The sequence below is a fragment of the Mesorhizobium sp. B2-4-7 genome, from assembly GCF_006442685.1.
Taxonomy (GTDB): domain Bacteria; phylum Pseudomonadota; class Alphaproteobacteria; order Rhizobiales; family Rhizobiaceae; genus Mesorhizobium.
Map to the genome: position 1 here is coordinate 539,779 of NZ_VFVH01000003.1, position 14,912 is coordinate 554,690.

A 14,912-nucleotide genomic window follows, 5' to 3' on the forward strand; every position below is an offset into this window, starting at 1 on the left:
CGCCGTCCTGACGGTCAGCTTACCGCTTTGATCGATTTTGCCAGTTCTTCGAGCTTGTGCGGATCGTTGCCGTGACGGCGCACGAGCTCGCGTGCCTGATTGGACGGCAGATCGGCTGTCGCCACCAGTTGCCGGACCTGTTCACTGTCGACCGCGACTTGGGGCAAGTTGCTGCCGGAAATTCTCTCGTCACCAGCCATCGTCTTTCTCCTCGATCGATGCCGAGACAACGGATTGGAAAACCGTCCGGTTCCGAAAGACGGGGCTGAAGTCGACCGGCGGATCCGATCGGCAGCGCGCCGTCTCGATCCGTGGCGGCAAGGCCGGAGGCGACCGCGAATTGGCGATGGAACAAATGACGCCGGCCAGGAGTTGCGTCCCGAATGAAGGGAGGTGATCCCGATGCCAAACCCAGGAAAACCAGATCCCAATCGCGACGTGCCGATGCCGGCGCCGACCTGGAAGCCCGAACCGATCGAGGAGCCTGATCCGGAACAACTCCCGGACGAGACGCCTCTGCCCAATCCCGACGAGAACGAAGAATCGCCGATGCATGCCGGGAGCCGCGTCGTCTGAACGTGCGACGCATGAGATCCCGATCCCGTGGCAATGGAACGTCTTGGGCCGGCGCCATTGTCCCCCCATCGTGTTTCCATCGCAGCAACGGCAAGGGGCGATTCAACCAAAGGAGAACATCATGAAAGTTGGCAACTGCATGACGCAAGGCGTTCAGGTCGCCAGTCCGGACCAGACCCTGCGGGAGGCCGCCGCCGCCATGGCCAGCCTCGATGCCGGCGCTCTGCCCGTAGGCGAGGACGACCGGCTGGTCGGAATGATCACTGATCGCGACATCGCCGTCCGTGGCGTCGCCCAGGGTAGGGGCCCGGATACGCGGATACGCGAAGTGATGAGTGCCGAGATCAGGTACTGTTACGACGACGAGGAGATCGAGGACGTGCTCCAGCAGATGGGGGACCTTCAGGTTAGACGGCTGCCGGTGATCAGCCGTGAAAAACGGCTGGTTGGCATCATCTCGCTTGGCGATCTCACGAAAAACGGCGAGGCAGCACGAGCCGGCGAAGCGCTGAACGGCATCTCACAGGCAGGCGGCGCGCATTCGCAGACGGCACACTGACCATCGATGACATTGCGAGAGCGCTGCCCGCGTCCCGCGGGCGGCGACGGCGGTTCAGCGATCGATCTCTCCAAAGACGATGTCGAGGGAGCCGATGATCGCCGAGACGTCGGCGATCATGTGCCCCCGGGACAGATAGTCCATCGCCTGCAGATGTGCGAAGGACGGCGCGCGAATCTTGCACCGGTAAGGAACATTGCCCCCATCCGAAACCAGATAGACGCCGAACTCGCCTTTCGGCGCCTCGACGGCGGCATAGACCTCGCCCTCGGGCACGTGATGGCCTTCCGTGTAAAGCTTGAAATGGTGAATGGTCGCTTCCATGGAGCGTTTCATCTCCGCGCGGCGTGGCGGCGTGATCTTCCGGTTGGGAATTGCGACCGGTCCTTGGCCTTGCGGCGACCGTAGCTTGTCAAGACATTGCCTCATGATCCGGACCGACTGGCGCATCTCCTCCATTCGTACGAGGTAGCGGTCATAGCAGTCGCCGTTCTTGCCGATGGGAATATCGAAATCCATCTGCGGGTAGCATTCGTAAGGCTGCGCCTTGCGCAAATCCCATGCCGCGCCCGACCCACGCACCATTACGCCCGAAAATCCCCAAGCCCAGGCATCGTCGAGACCGATGACGCCGACGTCGACATTGCGCTGCTTGAATATGCGGTTTTCGGTGAGCAGTTCTTCGAGATTGTCGCAGACCTTGAGGAACGGATCGCAGAAATCCCAGATATCGTCCAACAGGTCCGGGGGAAGATCCTGATGTACGCCGCCGATCCTGAAATAGTTGGCATGCATGCGGGCGCCCGATGCCCGTTCATAAAACACCATCAGTTTCTCGCGTTCGGCGAAACCCCAGAGCGGCGGCGTGAGGGCGCCGATATCCATCGCCTGCGTGGTGACATTGAGCAGATGGGACAGCAGCCGGCCGATCTCGCAATACAGCACGCGAATGAGCTGGCCGCGCTGTGGAACCGAGATCCCGAGCAGCTTCTCCGCCGCCAGGCAGAAGGCGTGCTCCTGATTCATCGGCGCCACATAGTCAAGCCTGTCGAAATAGGGCAGGGCCTGTAGGTAGTTCTTGTACTCGATCAACTTCTCCGTGCCTCGATGCAGCAGCCCGATATGCGGATCGACGCGTTCGACGACTTCGCCGTCGAGTTCGAGCACCAGCCGCAGGACGCCATGCGCCGCAGGGTGCTGCGGCCCGAAGTTTATCGTGAAATTGCGGACCGTCGCGTCAGCCATGACGCCCTCCTTCGACCGTTGCCGCCTGGCACCGGGAATGGGACATCCGCCGAAGCACCGGGTTCTGCCCCACGCCGTCAGGTCGTGGTCTGGATGATCAGCGTCAGCGTGCCGTCGCCGTCAATGTTGGCCGCCACCACTTCGGAGGCATCAAGTCCATTCGCGGCCAGGACCGAGGAAGCTTCCGGCGATGCGCTGACCGAACGCTGCAGGACGTGAAGGTCTTCCTGGCTGGTCTGGGCAACCACGGTCTCGACCTTGGCCTTGAGGTCGGGTGGCAAGTCCGCCAATGCGACGATGGCTATGTTGGTGAATGTCTGTCCGGTGATGCCCTGGTCGGGGCCGGTCTGACCTGGCACGGCTTCCGGTGCCGGTGCGTCCGGGGGAAGGGGTGCGTTTTGGGACTGAGCATGGGCAGGCAAAGCCAGAGTGAGTGCCGCCAGGATGATGATTGCCTTGTTCATGATATCTTCCTTCCTTGTTCGAGGAGGGTCGATCGGGATGAAGCGCGACAGGGACAGCAAGCCATCGCCTCGAACAGTGTTGCGTGTTCAAAGCGCGAAGTCCGGATTTGTTCCGGCTCCGGTCGAATCCGAGGCAGGGACGAGGACGCATCGCTGCCCTGCCTATGGTCGGGGACCTTTATCGCTGATCGCGTCAAACCGTTCGATGTCGTAGCGCGGACTGATCCGCGCCAGTATCTCGACGGAGGGTTTGGCCGCGTCGGGCTGTTTCCAGCTCAGCTCGAAGGAGAATACGAACCGGCCGCGCTCGATGTCGTGCTGCATTCCGAGAAAGCGCCAGCGATAGCCCAGCGGTTGAACCAGCGCGTCGAGGTCAGGCGGAACGCCGTTCGCCGACGAGATCGCCAGGATCGCATGATGGGTTCGTGGGACCCACAGATCGACCTGCTTCAGCACCTGAAGCGTTATCAACGTCAAAACCGTCCCCGCTGTGCCAAGTGCCAGTTGCCCGCCGCCGAAGGCGAGGCCGATTGCGGTCATGACCCACAAGGTGGCGGCCGTGGTGACACCCGTCACGAAATCGCCGCGGCGGAGAATGGCTCCGCCGCCAATGAAACCGACACCCGTCAGCACGCCCAGCGGAAAACGGAGCACGTCCATCACACTGAACGAATCCGCATCCTTGCCACCCACCTCGAGCAGGATATTGGCCTGCATCATCGCGATCGCGGCCGCCAGGCCGACCAGGATGGTTGTTCTGAGCCCGGCGGTGTGGCCGCGGGCTTCCCTGTTCATTCCGATGATCACGCCGGCAACAAAAGCAAGAGCCAGGCGCAGGGCTAGGTCGGTCAAGGTTGGATGAAGCGGCATGGTCATAGCGGGGACGACTCACGCAATGGGCTCGTTCTCCAACACCGCGGAGCGTTCGATGGTTCCCTAGGTGGAAGGTGAAGCTTCTTGTCGGGTTCAGGCAACCCACGACGTCCCGCTGCGTTTGGCACAGAACGCACTCGGGAGATCTTTCCATGCCGCTCACCGCCTTTGCGCTCAATTGCACCTTGAAGGCCTCCGACGACGCCGAGAAATCGTCCACGGACCGCCTGCTGGCGGATCTGCTGGCGGCAATGGTGCCGCATGGGGTCCGCGGCGAGATTGTTCGCGCCCTCGACCATGACGTCAAACCCGGCGTGCTGTCGGACATGGGCGAGGGAGACGGTTGGCCGCAGCTCCGCAGGAAGATCCTCGACGCCGACATCTTCGTGCTAGGCCTGCCCATCTGGCTCGGCCAGCCGTCGAGTGTCGCCAAGCGCATCCTGGAGCGCATGGATGCGTTTCTATCGGAGACCGACAAACAAGGCCGGATGCCGGCCGCCGGCAAGGTCGCGATCGTGGCGATCGTCGGCAATGAAGACGGCGCTCACGCCTGTCACGCGGCGTGCTTTCAGGCGCTAAACGACGTCGGCTTCACGATTCCTGCCAATGGCGGCGTGTATTGGGTTGGGCAGGCTATGGGCGACGTCAACTATGTCGACCTGCCCGGAACGCCGGAAGCCGTGGTCGAGATGATCGAAATGACGGCTTCGAATGCGGCCCATCTGGCCAGCGTGCTGAAGGAAAGGCAGTATCCCGGCGTCGGAAAGTGAAGAGATTTTCGTGACGCACGGAGTGCCCGTTGCCCTGACACCCTCGGCCACTGGATGGTTGCCGGGCGCCAGCAAGATCAGTGTCGGCGCCCTTGGGGTCAGGGCTCGTCAAAAGGCCCGGCTCGCCTGGCCAGATCGCGCGATATGGCACCTTCCTCTTCGTCATCGGGCAATGCCTCGTCGCTGTTCTGGTAGGCGTTGTCATCGTCCTCCTCCGGCAGGTCGCCTTCCTTCTCGACGTCGACGACGGCGTCGACATTGTCGGACACCTTGTCTGGAAGAACCCTGCCGCCCTTGATTGCATCCCAGTCCGCCTGCTGGATTGCCGGGGCTTCAGTTTCGTCCCGTTGTTCGGATCGTTGCTTCTTGCGCGGTTCCATCTCATGTCTCCGATATGAACGGGTGCCTCATGTGGCCCCTTTGTCGCCAGTTGCGTCGCTTTCCGCCGCCAGAACTCGGCTATCCTGATGGATCGTGGAATCGGAAAGGCTAACGGATAACCGCCGACCCGGCCCGTTGTTCCTCTCAGTGGGATCGGTTGGTGTTCCGCCTTGGGCCTGGGATGCAGCATCGCGGGGTAGCCGCCGCATTCGCGCAACCAATCCCGCATTACCTCGTTTTGCCTTTGAGACCGGCCCTTGAACTTTACCGATTGGAAATCTCAGAGACACTCAAATGAACCCTTCAGCCGAGCCCCGATCACCGTCGGGAAACAATCTCCATATTCAGCCTTTCCATGGAACGGTGACTGTCAGATTCTCCGACGCCATCATCGCCTCCACCGAACATGCGCTGCAGGTCCAGGAAACGGGGAGGGATCCTGTGTTCTACATCCCGTTCCAGGACATCTATTTCGACCTGCTCGAGAAAACCGATACCACCTCGATATCGCCAAAAGGCACTGCGAGCTATTGGCGCGTGCATGCCGTTGGCGGATCGGCGGATGATTTCATGTGGGCGTATGAAGAGCCCGAGGCGCCTGTCCGGGTGCTTGCTCGCCACGCCGCCTTCGATCCCGGCAAGGCTCGCATAGACGCCGATCCCGCTGAAGACGAGCGCCACACGCCTCACATAGTGGAATAGCAGGGCAGCGGCAGGATTTATCCAAGGGAACCGATTCCATTGGATTGTCGTGCGATGACACCGGGCCCAGGTCGCCTTCACGCTGCGCGGTCTTCGTCGAGAATGCGCAGGCCCTCTTCAAATTTCGCGAGGGGAATCCCGGCCCGCCGCGCTTGCCACAGGTTGTCGGCCAGATCGGCACGCTTGACCGGCCGCGCCAGGGGATTTGATGCAGCCCGGCGCACGAAAGCGATTTCATTCTCGCCAGGCCTCTTCGTCAGTGCATTGACTGCGGCGACAATCGAGGGACCAAAGCCTGCGGATTTCAGCCTCGTCCTTGTCCAGCCCTCCCCTTTTTCGAGGACGTCATGCAGATATGCCACGATCTTCTGGTCAAGGGTTTCGACCGTGTCGACCACGCGCCTGCAGTGTTCGATATAGGGTTGCCCGGTCTTGTCGGTCTGCGATCGATGCGCGTCCTCGGCAATCTTGGCCGCCCGGTAGAGCATGCTCATTGCCAGCCCTTTCTTCATTGGATCTGTTCAAAGCGGCATTGCCGCGGCGCCTTGTCCGGCCGCCATCGCAGCAGTTTCGTTCCATGGCGAAACCGATTGCCGGTGACATGATCGAAACGGACTTCGACCACCAGCTCCGGCCGCACGGGCTCCCACTCCCCGCTGCGTTCGGTGCTCCAGCGGCTCGGTCCGCCGGGAGCCTTGCCGGTAAAGCCGGGTCCGCCTCTCAGGTTCTCGAGCTTCGCGGTAATTTCTGCCCTGTCGTCCTTGCCGATCGTCGACGTAAACCCGACATGGTCGAGCTTGCCGTGGTCGTCATAGAGTCCGAGCAGCAGGGATCCGACCTGGCTGCTGCCCGTCAGGTAGCGGAACCCGCCGACGACACAGTCCGCGGTGCGCAGCCGCTTCACCTTGATCATGGTGCGCTCGCCCGGCCGATAAGGGTCCGTCAGCAGTTTGGCGACAACTCCATCGGTGGAGCCGTGGCCGGCCTCGCCCAGCCAGCGCCTGGCGGTGGTCACGTCGGTGGTGCGCGGCGACAACCGCAACGAGGAAACGCCCGACCTCGTGACGAAGCGCTCGATCGCGGCCCGTCGTTCCGTCAAGCTCTTGTCGAGCATGATCCCGCCGTCCGGATCGGCGAGAATATCGAACAGGACGAGATGGGCCGGGGTTTGCGCGCTCAGCATGCGAATCCTGCTTTCGGCAGGGTGAAGCCGCATCTGCAAGGCCTCGAAGGAGGGATCGCCATTCACCTCGATGACTATCTCGCCGTCGAGAATGAAAGACTGGGTATCGAGATCGCGCAACAGTGTCGTTATTTCCGGAAAATACCGGCCGAGCGGCTTGCCGGACTTGGCCCTGAGATCGACGCTTGCGCCGCCTTTGAAGGCCAGGCAGCGGAATCCGTCCCACTTCGGCTCATACTGCCAGAGACCGTCGTCGCCCGGCAGCGCGTCGGCCGCCTTGGCCTCCATGGGGCGGGTATCCAAAGGCAGCGGAAAAGCAGCGGCCACGGCCTCTACCACCGCTCTTCGGCGTCGTGGTGCGGCAGGTCCACACCGCAGCATGTCCATCCGAGCCGTTGCGCGGATCCGTAATTGTAGCGTGGCTCGAGATCGGCGGGATCGTCGAAGGTTCCGACATGCAGGGCGATCTCATCCGGCGATGCATCGTAGGCCAACGCGATGGGCGATCCGCAGTCGCGGCAGAAGCTTCTTTGTGCGATGGGTGATGACCTGCGGCAGAAAGGCTTGTTGGAAAGCCATTGCAAGCTGGCCGATGGTACCCACGCCAGGACTGCGAACGCACTGCCGGTCGAGCGTCGGCACATGTCGCAGTGCCAATAGTGAGCGCGCGGCCTGGAGATGGTGCGATAGCGGACGTTGCCGCACAGGCATCCCCCGGTTCGTTCTCTCATTTCTTGCTGCGCGACCATTGGCCGATCTCTCGAACCTCGATGCTGGTCAACGTTCCACCGATGATGTGGTTTCCGAAAGCCCAAGGGGAACGAGTTTCGCTGCCTCGCGTTTGGTCGGCACTCGAGAAACTGGGGACTAGCGCAAGGATGTCGACTTGAACGGAACCCCTATGCGGCTGGCATGTGCGTTCAGGTATCCGTCCCTGGCCGCCTTGTGCCGGCTCGACGCCGAAGACGACAAAGCGGGTCGCTGCTGATGTCGGTTCCGGGTCTGGCATATGGACCTCTGGGCGATCATTGCGCCCATCTGTGTGTCGACATGCAGCGGCTGTTCGCCGAGCCGTCGGAGTGGGCGACACCCTGGATCACCCGTGTCCTTCCCCGGATCGTCAGCCTTGCCGAAAGATATCCTTCACAAACGATCTTCACTCGCTTCCTTCCGGCGCGAAGCCCGGGGCAGGGCGCCGGCACCTGGAAGCGGTACTATGAACGCTGGGCATCGATGACCATCGACAGGATCGGCGAGGAGATGATCGAACTCCTGCCGCCGCTGGCGGCATGCTGCCCGCCGGCGATCGTTGTCGACAAGCATATCTATTCACCGTGGCCCGAAGGGCATCTGCACACGCTGCTTTCATCCCGCCGGATCGACACTCTGGTCATCACCGGCGGCGAGACCGACGTCTGCGTTCTGGCGACAGTGCTTGGCGCGATCGATATCGGCTACCGCGTGGTTCTGGTGACGGATGCCCTGTGCAGCTCTTCGGATGCAACACACGACGCGCTGATGACCGTCTATCATCAGCGGTTCGCGCAGCAGGTCGAAACGGTCGAGATGGAGACGGTTCTTTCCAACTGGACCTGATCTCGAAGCAATGTCCAGGTCAGGCGCTCAGGTCGATCAAGGCGATGCCGAGATCGGCGTGTTTCCTGCGGCGCAGATGAGCGGGGGACTCGACCAGTGTGACCTCCAGGGTCGGTCGCACGACGCCGCCCAGCAGATGTCCGCCCCGCGTCGCTCCGTCGCTCAGTCCGAGCACGGCATGCAGGTGGAGGCTGGGCTTGCCGTCATCGCCCAGGGCAATGTCGCCGATCGCGCTGAGAACCTCGCACTGCTCGTTGACCGGTATCTTGCGATAGTCCTTTGCCTCGAAATCGAACCAACCGACCGCTGCTCGCTCGAACGCGCCGAGCGCGGTCAGCGATGCGCCGTCGATCTGTTCTTCGCTGGCAAAGGCAGTGAGCACGCCAATCGCCTCTTCGCCAGGCTCGAGCACCACCACGAAGGTCCTCTGTCCCGCGACTTTCGAAACCAGTTTCGATTTCATTGCCGTTGTCCTGTGGCCAAGGTGCAGAAACCTTGGCGGTGAATTTTCAGGCCGGCCCACTTATTCGAACGAACCGTTCGCGTCCCGGTTCCATATTGCGGCAGGCGCGCGGCGTCGAAGCGACCGGCAGTATCCGCCCGAACGCCTACCCCTCAGCCTTGAAGTTCTTGGCTTCCTTTTTCACCTCTTTCCTGTCGTTGTCGTGCTTGCGGATGAGATCTTTCGCCTGCTTGGGCGAGACGTCGGTCGTTTCGGCCAGATGCACGGCTTCGCGATCTTCGTCTTGTGGCCGGATCTTTTCCTTGGCCATCGGTCTGTCTCCTTTTTCCGTGTCATGGGACGTAACCAGACAAGCGCCGCCCGGTTCCATGAAACTGCCTTGCTCGAAGGAGCGCCTGCCTCGGTAGAAGCTATTTCGCGGAGGAACTCGACTTGGGAGAGCGCAGCAAAAGTGCGAGCGGCACGAGCAGGGCGGTCGCGATCGCGGAGTAGCGAAACAAGTCCACGTAAGCCAGAAGCGTCGCCTGCCGGCCTATCGTCTGGCCAATCCAGCCGACCGCCTGGACTTTCGCCTCGACCGCGGGCGAGCCCTGAGCGACGAAATAGTCAGTCATGCGCCGAAGCATCTGCTGATAGACAGGCGAGGACTGCGCCGTGTTGCCGATCAGATGGGTCTGATGCAGTTGTGCGTTCTGCGCCACGACGGTGTTGGAGAGCGATACGCCGACGCTGCCGCCGATATTGCGGGCGACATTGATCAGCGCCGAGGCCTGGTTGGTCTTTTGCGGCGGTAGGCCGACATAGGCGGCCGTCGAAATGGGGATGAACAGGAAGGGAAGCCCTACCGTGATGAAAATGCGGGCATAGGTGAAATAGCTGAAACCGGCATTCGGCGACAGTGAAGTCAGGTGCCACAATCCCACGGCAACCGCCGACATGCCGATCATGATCAGGTATTTCGGCTGCACGAAGCCGGAGGCGAAGCCGGAAATCGGCATCAGCATCAGCATGGCGATGCCGCCAGGCATCATCGAAAGTCCCGAAAGCGTCGCGGTGTAGTCGAAGGTGGTCTGCTGGAGCTGCGGCAATATCTGCGTGGTGCTGAACAGCACCGCGCCGACCGCCATCATCACCAGGAAAGATGTGCCGAACTGGCGGGTGAAAACCAGCCGCATGTCGACGATCGGATCGCGATGGCGAAACTCCCAGGGGATCAGGAAAAGGAACGAGACGGCCGAGATCACGGCGAACGTCGTGATGAAGCCCGACGCAAACCAGTCGTTGCGCTGGCCCTCGTCAAGGAAGATCTCAAGGGATCCGAGCGCCAGCACGACGAAGATGAAGCCGACCCAGTCGATCTTGAGGCCATCCTTCAGCCTCTCTTGGCGCTCGCGCTCCAGCACGTCTGGTTCGACCAGCAGCCATTGCACAAGGGCCAACGACATGATGCCGAAGGGCACGTTGATGAAGAAGATCCAGTGCCAGGAGAAATGGTCGGTCAGCCAGCCGCCGATGGTCGGCCCGACCGTCGGTGCAACGATGACGGCGATGCCGTAGAGCGCGAAGGCCTGCGAGCGTTTTTCGGGCGGGAAAGTATCGGCGAGGATCGACTGCTCGCTGGGTGCCATCCCACCGCCGCCCAGTCCCTGAAGGATGCGAAACAGGATCAGCATTTCCAGGTTCGGCGCGAGGCCGCAGAGCAGCGACGCGAGCGTGAAGGTAGCGACGCAGATCATGTAGTAGCGTTTGCGGCCGATCACGCCGGCGAGCCAGCCGCTGATCGGGATGATGACGGAATTGGCGACCAGATAGGTGGTGATGATCCAGGTGCTTTCGTCCATTCCGGCCGCGAGGCTGCCGGCTATGTTGCGCAGCGCCACATTGGCAATGGACGTATCGAGCACCAGCATGAAGGTGGCGATGGAGACGACGATGGCGATAAGCCAGGGATTGCGCCCGCCCGCGGCGGACCGGCTTTCGCCGGCTTGCGCGGTCGCCTGGCCGGTCATCGCACCTTGACCGTCGGCACGACGGACATGCCGGGCCCGAGCAGCAGGCCGGTCTTCTTGTCGAAGACGATCTTCACGGGCACGCGCTGCACCACCTTGACGAAATTGCCGGTCGCGTTCTCTGCGGGCAGCAGGCTGAAAGCGGTTCCGCTGCCGGCCTGGATGCTGTCGACGTGGCCCCTGAAGGTCTGCTCCGGGTAGGCGTCGATATCGATCTCGACGGGCTGGCCAGGCCGCATAAGGTCGAGTTGTGTTTCCTTGAAGTTGGCCTTCACCCACACGTCCTCGGGCACGAACATCATCAGCACTTGCCCCGGTTGGGCATATGCGCCCACGGCGGCGGATATGTTCGTCGCCCGTCCGGCCACCGGAGCGGTGATCGAGGTGCGGGAAAGCGCGGTGCGGGCCTGCTCTTCGCTGGCATGGGCCTGGTCGAGTTTTGCCGCCACGCTTTTGCGCTGGGCCTCGAGGACGGCGACTTGTCTCTGGGCCGCCACGACGTTCGCCTGCGAGCTGTCGAGCGTCGCCTGGGCCTGGCGAAGCGTCGAGGCAGCCTGTTGCGCCTGCTGCAGCGTTCCGGTTCCCTTGGCAAGCAATTCGCTGTTGCGCTGATTTTCGGCTTTCGCGAAATCAAGCGCTGCCCGGCCTTGCGACACCTGCTTCTGGGCTTGGTCCACCTTGGCCTGCTGCGCTTCGATCTGGGCTGCGATGTCAGCGGTTTCGGCGTCGGCCTGCGCCACCTGCGCCTGAACCTGCTTGAGGGATGCCTGATAATCCCTGTCATCGATGCGCAGCAGGACATCGCCGGCCTTTACGCTCTGATTGTCGGTCACCGCCACATCGGTGATGCGGCCGGCGATTTCGGCACCTATGGTTACGGTACGGGCGTCGATGAAGGCATCGTCGGTCCATTCATACTGTCGCGCCTGGAGCCACCAGATTATCGCTGCGGCCGATGCCAGCAGCAGAACAAGGATGACCGCCGCGGTGACGTAGGGGTGCCGCCTGAGCGAGCCGAACAGGCCCTCTTTGTTCCCGGCGGAAGCATCGAGGTCCTGTTTCGGTTGTGGGCGCGACGAGGCGCGCTTCGGTCGTGCATCGGGGCGACGTTTTGTTTGAGGTCTTTCGTCGACCGGTGCGACGTCTGGAGAGTTCGTGTCCACGTTAGCGGTCCGCGGTAGGGTTGGTGCGGCAAAAGCCGCGTACTGGAAGGACGTAAATCAACGGACCCGCGTCCGAAAAAGTTCCTGTTTCAGATTGAGGGTTTGTGGCCGGCCGCGCTAGGCGAAGTGCAGCAGCATCATCACCAGCACGATGCCGACAAGTCCCGCAATGAAGATGATACGGCGCGTTCGCGTTCGCAGGATAATCTCGCCTTGCCGCGCATCCTCTGCGGAAAAACAGGCCCCTCCTTGTCGGGATCGTTGCTCATGAGCTGCTCCTTCCGACGAATTTGGAGTGTCTCAGGCAGCTAAACCTGCTCATCCCGGCAAGGTTCCCCAGAAATCACGGGGGCTGACGGCCGGGGTCACGCTTTGCCAGCCGACAAGCGCAAGCCAGTCCGGGCCACGCCGGGCGCGCCATCAGTCGGCCGGCAACGCATAGGCGATCACGTCGTCGCCGACCTTCGTCTCCATGAAATGATGACCGCCCGGCGCGATGACGACATATTGCCGGCCGCCGACCTCATAGGTCATTGGGGTGGTCTGGCCGCCAGCGGGCAGATCCGTCTGCCAGACCACCTTCCCGGTCTTGATGTCGATGGCGCGCAGCTTGTCGTCCGTCGCCGCTGCGATGAAGATCAGGCCGCCGGCGGTCACGAGCGGCCCGCCATTGTTTGGCGTGCCGATATCCAGCGGCAGCATGGACGGGATGCGCCAGGGGCCATTCTCGACCCCCTCGCCGAGCGGCTTGTCCCAGAGCGTCTTGCCTGTCTTCAACTCGATGGCACGGATATGGCCGTAAGGCGGCTCGGAACAAAGCAGCCCCGTCGAGAGGCGCCAGCCCGCGTTGACGGCAATGGCGTACGGCGAACCCATCTGCGGGTCACCCATGTCCTTGGCCCTTTTCGAAGCGCCGCCCTGTTCGATCGACCTGAAGCCTATCTGGTCCGCCTTTTGGCGCGGTATCAACTGATCATAGTTGGGCATGTCGTTGTAATTGGCGACCAGGATGCCGGCGTCGGTGTCGACGGCAACGCTTCCCCAGTCGGAGCCGCCATTGTAGCCGGGATATTCGATGAAAGGCTTGTCCACCGTGGGGGGCGTATATTCGCCCTGGTAGGAAGCCTGCCGGAACTGGATGCGGCAGTAGAGCTGGTCGAGCGGACTCATGCCCCACATATCCTTCTCGGTCAGCACAGGCTGGTCGAGATGGGCATAGCCGGAATAAGGCTGCGTCCTGGACAATTTCTCTGGTTCGACGCCGCCCGACGGCACCGGCCGTTCTTCGACCGGGAACAGCGATTTTCCGGTCTTGCGGTCGAGCACGTAGATCTGGCCCTGCTTGCTGGGCACGATAATTGCGGGAACCTTTCCATTAACTGACGGAAAATCGACGAGCGTCGGCTGCGAACCGAGGTCATAGTCCCAAAGGTCATGATGAACGGTCTGAAAATGCCAGACCGGCTTGCCCGTCGTGACATCGATGGCGACGATTGAGGAATTGTATTGGTTTTCGAAGTCCTTGCGATCGACGCCGTAATAGTCGACGGCGGCGTTGCCGAGCGGCAGGAAGACATAGCCGAGCTGCGGATCGGCGGCGGCCACGGTCCACATGTTTGGCGTGCCGCGCGTGTAGGTATCCCCCTGGGGCGGTGCGCCCGTGCGGTCCGGATGGCCCATGTCCCAAGCCCAGACCAGTCTCCCCGACATCACGTCATAGCCGCGCACGACGCCTGACGGCGCATCCTCGGCCTGGCCGTCCTGCACCTGGGCGCCAAGCACGGCAATGCCGCGCACGACGGTCGGAGGCGCCGTCACCGAATACCAGCCGGGCACGGTCTTGCCGAGCCCCTGGGTGAGATCGACAACGCCCTGCTGGCCGAAATCGCCACATGCCTTCCCGGTCCTGGCGTCGATGGCAATCAGCCTTGCATCGAGCGTGCCCCACAGGATGCGTGTTGCGCATGGTCGATCGGCGCTTGCGCCTGGAACGGCGTAGTAGGCGACGCCCCGGCAACTGGCGCCGTATGGGATGGCGGCGTCGGATACCTTCGGATCATAGCGCCACTCCTCCTTGCCGGTTGCCGCGTTGGCCGAGATGACGATGCCCTTGGCCGAACATGCAAACAGGTGCCCGTCCACTTCGAGGGGGGTGTTTTCCGGGGAGTATTTGTCGGTCGCCGCCTTGCTTGGCATATCGCCCGTGTGGAAATCCCAAACTTTGGTCAGCTTCGCGACGTTGTCGGCGGTGATCTGTTTGAGGGGAGAATAGCGGGTGGCAAGTTCCGAGCCGCCATAGACGGGCCAATTCGGTCCAGCCTGGTGTATCGCGACATTGGGCTGAGGGCTGACCGGAGACTGACCAGATGCGCTTCCTGCGGCGGGTGGCGTGACCGGGGCAACCGGGGATGCCTCCTGGGATTGTGCCGAGGGCGTGAAATGCTGAAGCCCGATCGCGCAGCCGACAATGAAAAGGGCAGCGGATGCGGCCGCGCAGCCGCGATCGCGAACCCGTTTCGCGTGCCCGGCGCGAAAGGCAGGCAAGGTCAAAAGAACGAAGATCAGGATGACCGTCGGCGCGAGCACCCGGGGCATCAACCCCCAGCCGTCCATGCCGACTTCCCAATAAGCCCAGGCGAGCGTCGCGATCCAGGTCAGGACGTAGAGCCAGACTCCGGCGGCATTGCCGCTCAAAAGCAAAACACCCGCCGCCAGGAGAGCCACTCCGGTGGGCAAATAGTACCAGGAGCCGCCCAGCGCGACGAGCCAGGCGCCGCCTGCGGCGATCAGCAGACCAAGTATTGCCAGCAGCACACCCACGAACATAGTCCACCAGAAGGCGACGCCGGAGCGACGCCTGTCCGCGAGATTCGGATTGGCAGAAGTCATGACAGCATTTCCATTACGACAGGCTCATGATTGTTTCGA

Annotated in this window: 18 protein-coding genes; 5 read left to right on the plus strand and 13 right to left on the minus strand. The window is 62.2% G+C overall.

Annotated elements, in window-relative coordinates; all coding sequences use genetic code 11:
• Positions 1–14: 14 nt before the first annotated feature.
• The gene (locus FJ946_RS12715; protein ID WP_140496151.1) at positions 15–200 is read right to left on the minus strand and encodes a hypothetical protein; all 186 of its coding nucleotides are present in this window, start codon (positions 198–200) and stop codon (positions 15–17) included.
• A gap of 202 nt (positions 201–402) precedes the next feature.
• Here FJ946_RS12715 and FJ946_RS12720 point away from each other — a divergent pair, with 202 nt between their 5' ends.
• Positions 403–576: a hypothetical protein gene (locus FJ946_RS12720; protein ID WP_140496150.1), complete on the plus strand. Its 174-nt coding sequence runs from the start codon at positions 403–405 to the stop codon at positions 574–576.
• Positions 577–697: 121 nt separating this feature from the next.
• Positions 698–1,135, plus strand: a complete 438-nt coding sequence (locus FJ946_RS12725) for a CBS domain-containing protein (protein WP_140496149.1) — start codon at positions 698–700, stop codon at positions 1,133–1,135.
• 54 nt (positions 1,136–1,189) lie between these two features.
• Here the strand turns inward: FJ946_RS12725 and FJ946_RS12730 are convergent, their stop codons facing one another.
• The 3 genes from FJ946_RS12730 to FJ946_RS12740 all read right to left on the minus strand — a co-directional run bounded on the left by FJ946_RS12730 (position 1,190) and on the right by FJ946_RS12740 (position 3,720).
• The gene (locus FJ946_RS12730; protein WP_140566340.1) at positions 1,190–2,380 is read right to left on the minus strand and encodes an NADH-quinone oxidoreductase subunit D; all 1,191 of its coding nucleotides are present in this window, start codon (positions 2,378–2,380) and stop codon (positions 1,190–1,192) included.
• 77 nt (positions 2,381–2,457) lie between these two features.
• Complete coding sequence (locus FJ946_RS12735) at positions 2,458–2,844, minus strand: hypothetical protein (RefSeq protein ID WP_140513581.1); 387 nt, start codon at positions 2,842–2,844, stop codon at positions 2,458–2,460.
• 162 nt (positions 2,845–3,006) lie between these two features.
• A complete protein-coding gene (locus tag FJ946_RS12740) occupies positions 3,007–3,720 on the minus strand; it encodes an MgtC/SapB family protein (RefSeq protein ID WP_348640074.1) in 714 nt (237 codons plus the stop codon).
• Positions 3,721–3,869: 149 nt separating this feature from the next.
• On the opposite strand from FJ946_RS12740, the gene FJ946_RS12745 reads away from it, so the two are divergent.
• Positions 3,870–4,487 carry an NAD(P)H-dependent oxidoreductase gene (locus FJ946_RS12745; RefSeq protein ID WP_140513580.1) on the plus strand — a complete coding sequence of 206 codons (618 nt, stop codon included), beginning with the start codon at positions 3,870–3,872 and terminating at the stop codon, positions 4,485–4,487.
• Between the two features lie 98 nt (positions 4,488–4,585).
• On the opposite strand, the gene FJ946_RS12750 is transcribed toward FJ946_RS12745, so the two are convergent.
• On the minus strand, positions 4,586–4,867 hold the full coding sequence (locus FJ946_RS12750) for a hypothetical protein (protein ID WP_140496145.1): 282 nt from the start codon (positions 4,865–4,867) through the stop codon (positions 4,586–4,588).
• A 364-nt stretch (positions 4,868–5,231) separates the two neighbouring features.
• On the opposite strand from FJ946_RS12750, the gene FJ946_RS12755 reads away from it, so the two are divergent.
• The gene (locus FJ946_RS12755) at positions 5,232–5,570 is read left to right on the plus strand and encodes a DUF427 domain-containing protein (protein ID WP_318012459.1); all 339 of its coding nucleotides are present in this window, start codon (positions 5,232–5,234) and stop codon (positions 5,568–5,570) included.
• 77 nt (positions 5,571–5,647) lie between these two features.
• Here FJ946_RS12755 and FJ946_RS12760 read toward each other — a convergent pair whose 3' ends face one another.
• The 3 genes from FJ946_RS12760 to FJ946_RS12770 are packed head-to-tail and all read right to left on the minus strand — an operon-like array spanning position 5,648 to position 7,502.
• Positions 5,648–6,064, minus strand: a complete 417-nt coding sequence (locus tag FJ946_RS12760) for an HD domain-containing protein (RefSeq protein WP_140566376.1) — start codon at positions 6,062–6,064, stop codon at positions 5,648–5,650.
• 14 nt (positions 6,065–6,078) lie between these two features.
• On the minus strand, positions 6,079–7,134 hold the full coding sequence (locus FJ946_RS12765; RefSeq protein ID WP_140566378.1) for an ATP-dependent DNA ligase: 1,056 nt from the start codon (positions 7,132–7,134) through the stop codon (positions 6,079–6,081).
• On the minus strand, positions 7,086–7,502 hold the full coding sequence (locus tag FJ946_RS12770; RefSeq protein WP_140566343.1) for a GFA family protein: 417 nt from the start codon (positions 7,500–7,502) through the stop codon (positions 7,086–7,088). Before FJ946_RS12770 ends, FJ946_RS12765 begins: the two co-directional genes overlap by 49 nt.
• Positions 7,503–7,740: 238 nt before the next feature.
• Between FJ946_RS12770 and FJ946_RS12775 the strand changes: the two genes are divergently transcribed.
• Positions 7,741–8,349, plus strand: coding sequence for an isochorismatase family cysteine hydrolase (locus tag FJ946_RS12775; RefSeq protein WP_140566345.1), 609 nt, complete (start codon positions 7,741–7,743; stop codon positions 8,347–8,349).
• Positions 8,350–8,368: 19 nt separating this feature from the next.
• On the opposite strand, the gene FJ946_RS12780 is transcribed toward FJ946_RS12775, so the two are convergent.
• The 5 genes from FJ946_RS12780 to FJ946_RS12800 all read right to left on the minus strand — a co-directional run bounded on the left by FJ946_RS12780 (position 8,369) and on the right by FJ946_RS12800 (position 14,873).
• Positions 8,369–8,812, minus strand: a complete 444-nt coding sequence (locus FJ946_RS12780) for a PPC domain-containing DNA-binding protein (protein ID WP_140513575.1) — start codon at positions 8,810–8,812, stop codon at positions 8,369–8,371.
• Positions 8,813–8,957: 145 nt separating this feature from the next.
• Positions 8,958–9,122 (minus strand): hypothetical protein, encoded by a 165-nt coding sequence (locus tag FJ946_RS30755; RefSeq protein ID WP_181165226.1) that lies wholly within the window; start codon positions 9,120–9,122, stop codon positions 8,958–8,960.
• 100 nt (positions 9,123–9,222) lie between these two features.
• On the minus strand, positions 9,223–10,821 hold the full coding sequence (locus FJ946_RS12785) for a DHA2 family efflux MFS transporter permease subunit (protein ID WP_140732230.1): 1,599 nt from the start codon (positions 10,819–10,821) through the stop codon (positions 9,223–9,225).
• Complete coding sequence (locus tag FJ946_RS12790) at positions 10,818–11,984, minus strand: HlyD family secretion protein (protein WP_140556194.1); 1,167 nt, start codon at positions 11,982–11,984, stop codon at positions 10,818–10,820. Before FJ946_RS12790 ends, FJ946_RS12785 begins: the two co-directional genes overlap by 4 nt.
• Before the next feature lie 420 nt (positions 11,985–12,404).
• Entirely contained in the window at positions 12,405–14,873 is a 2,469-nt protein-coding gene (locus FJ946_RS12800) for a membrane-bound PQQ-dependent dehydrogenase, glucose/quinate/shikimate family (RefSeq protein WP_140563975.1), read from the minus strand.
• Positions 14,874–14,912 lie beyond the last annotated feature (39 nt).

Excerpts from the sequence above, each read along its gene's own strand:
- FJ946_RS12720 (WP_140496150.1), top strand. The coding sequence starts at position 403 with ATGCCAAACCCAGGAAAACCAGATCCCAATCGCGACGTGCCGATGCCG.
- FJ946_RS12750 (WP_140496145.1), bottom strand. The coding sequence starts at position 4,867 with ATGGAACCGCGCAAGAAGCAACGATCCGAACAACGGGACGAAACTGAA.
- FJ946_RS12770 (WP_140566343.1), bottom strand. The coding sequence starts at position 7,502 with ATGGTCGCGCAGCAAGAAATGAGAGAACGAACCGGGGGATGCCTGTGC.
- FJ946_RS12780 (WP_140513575.1), bottom strand. The coding sequence starts at position 8,812 with ATGAAATCGAAACTGGTTTCGAAAGTCGCGGGACAGAGGACCTTCGTG.
- FJ946_RS12745 (WP_140513580.1), top strand. The coding sequence starts at position 3,870 with ATGCCGCTCACCGCCTTTGCGCTCAATTGCACCTTGAAGGCCTCCGAC.
- FJ946_RS12735 (WP_140513581.1), bottom strand. The coding sequence starts at position 2,844 with ATGAACAAGGCAATCATCATCCTGGCGGCACTCACTCTGGCTTTGCCT.
- FJ946_RS12730 (WP_140566340.1), bottom strand. The coding sequence starts at position 2,380 with ATGGCTGACGCGACGGTCCGCAATTTCACGATAAACTTCGGGCCGCAG.
- FJ946_RS12740 (WP_348640074.1), bottom strand. The coding sequence starts at position 3,720 with ATGACCATGCCGCTTCATCCAACCTTGACCGACCTAGCCCTGCGCCTG.
- FJ946_RS30755 (WP_181165226.1), bottom strand. The coding sequence starts at position 9,122 with ATGGCCAAGGAAAAGATCCGGCCACAAGACGAAGATCGCGAAGCCGTG.
- FJ946_RS12785 (WP_140732230.1), bottom strand. The coding sequence starts at position 10,821 with ATGACCGGCCAGGCGACCGCGCAAGCCGGCGAAAGCCGGTCCGCCGCG.
- FJ946_RS12765 (WP_140566378.1), bottom strand. The coding sequence starts at position 7,134 with ATGCTGCGGTGTGGACCTGCCGCACCACGACGCCGAAGAGCGGTGGTA.
- FJ946_RS12760 (WP_140566376.1), bottom strand. The coding sequence starts at position 6,064 with ATGAGCATGCTCTACCGGGCGGCCAAGATTGCCGAGGACGCGCATCGA.
- FJ946_RS12715 (WP_140496151.1), bottom strand. The coding sequence starts at position 200 with ATGGCTGGTGACGAGAGAATTTCCGGCAGCAACTTGCCCCAAGTCGCG.
- FJ946_RS12800 (WP_140563975.1), bottom strand. The coding sequence starts at position 14,873 with ATGACTTCTGCCAATCCGAATCTCGCGGACAGGCGTCGCTCCGGCGTC.
- FJ946_RS12775 (WP_140566345.1), top strand. The coding sequence starts at position 7,741 with ATGTCGGTTCCGGGTCTGGCATATGGACCTCTGGGCGATCATTGCGCC.
- FJ946_RS12725 (WP_140496149.1), top strand. The coding sequence starts at position 698 with ATGAAAGTTGGCAACTGCATGACGCAAGGCGTTCAGGTCGCCAGTCCG.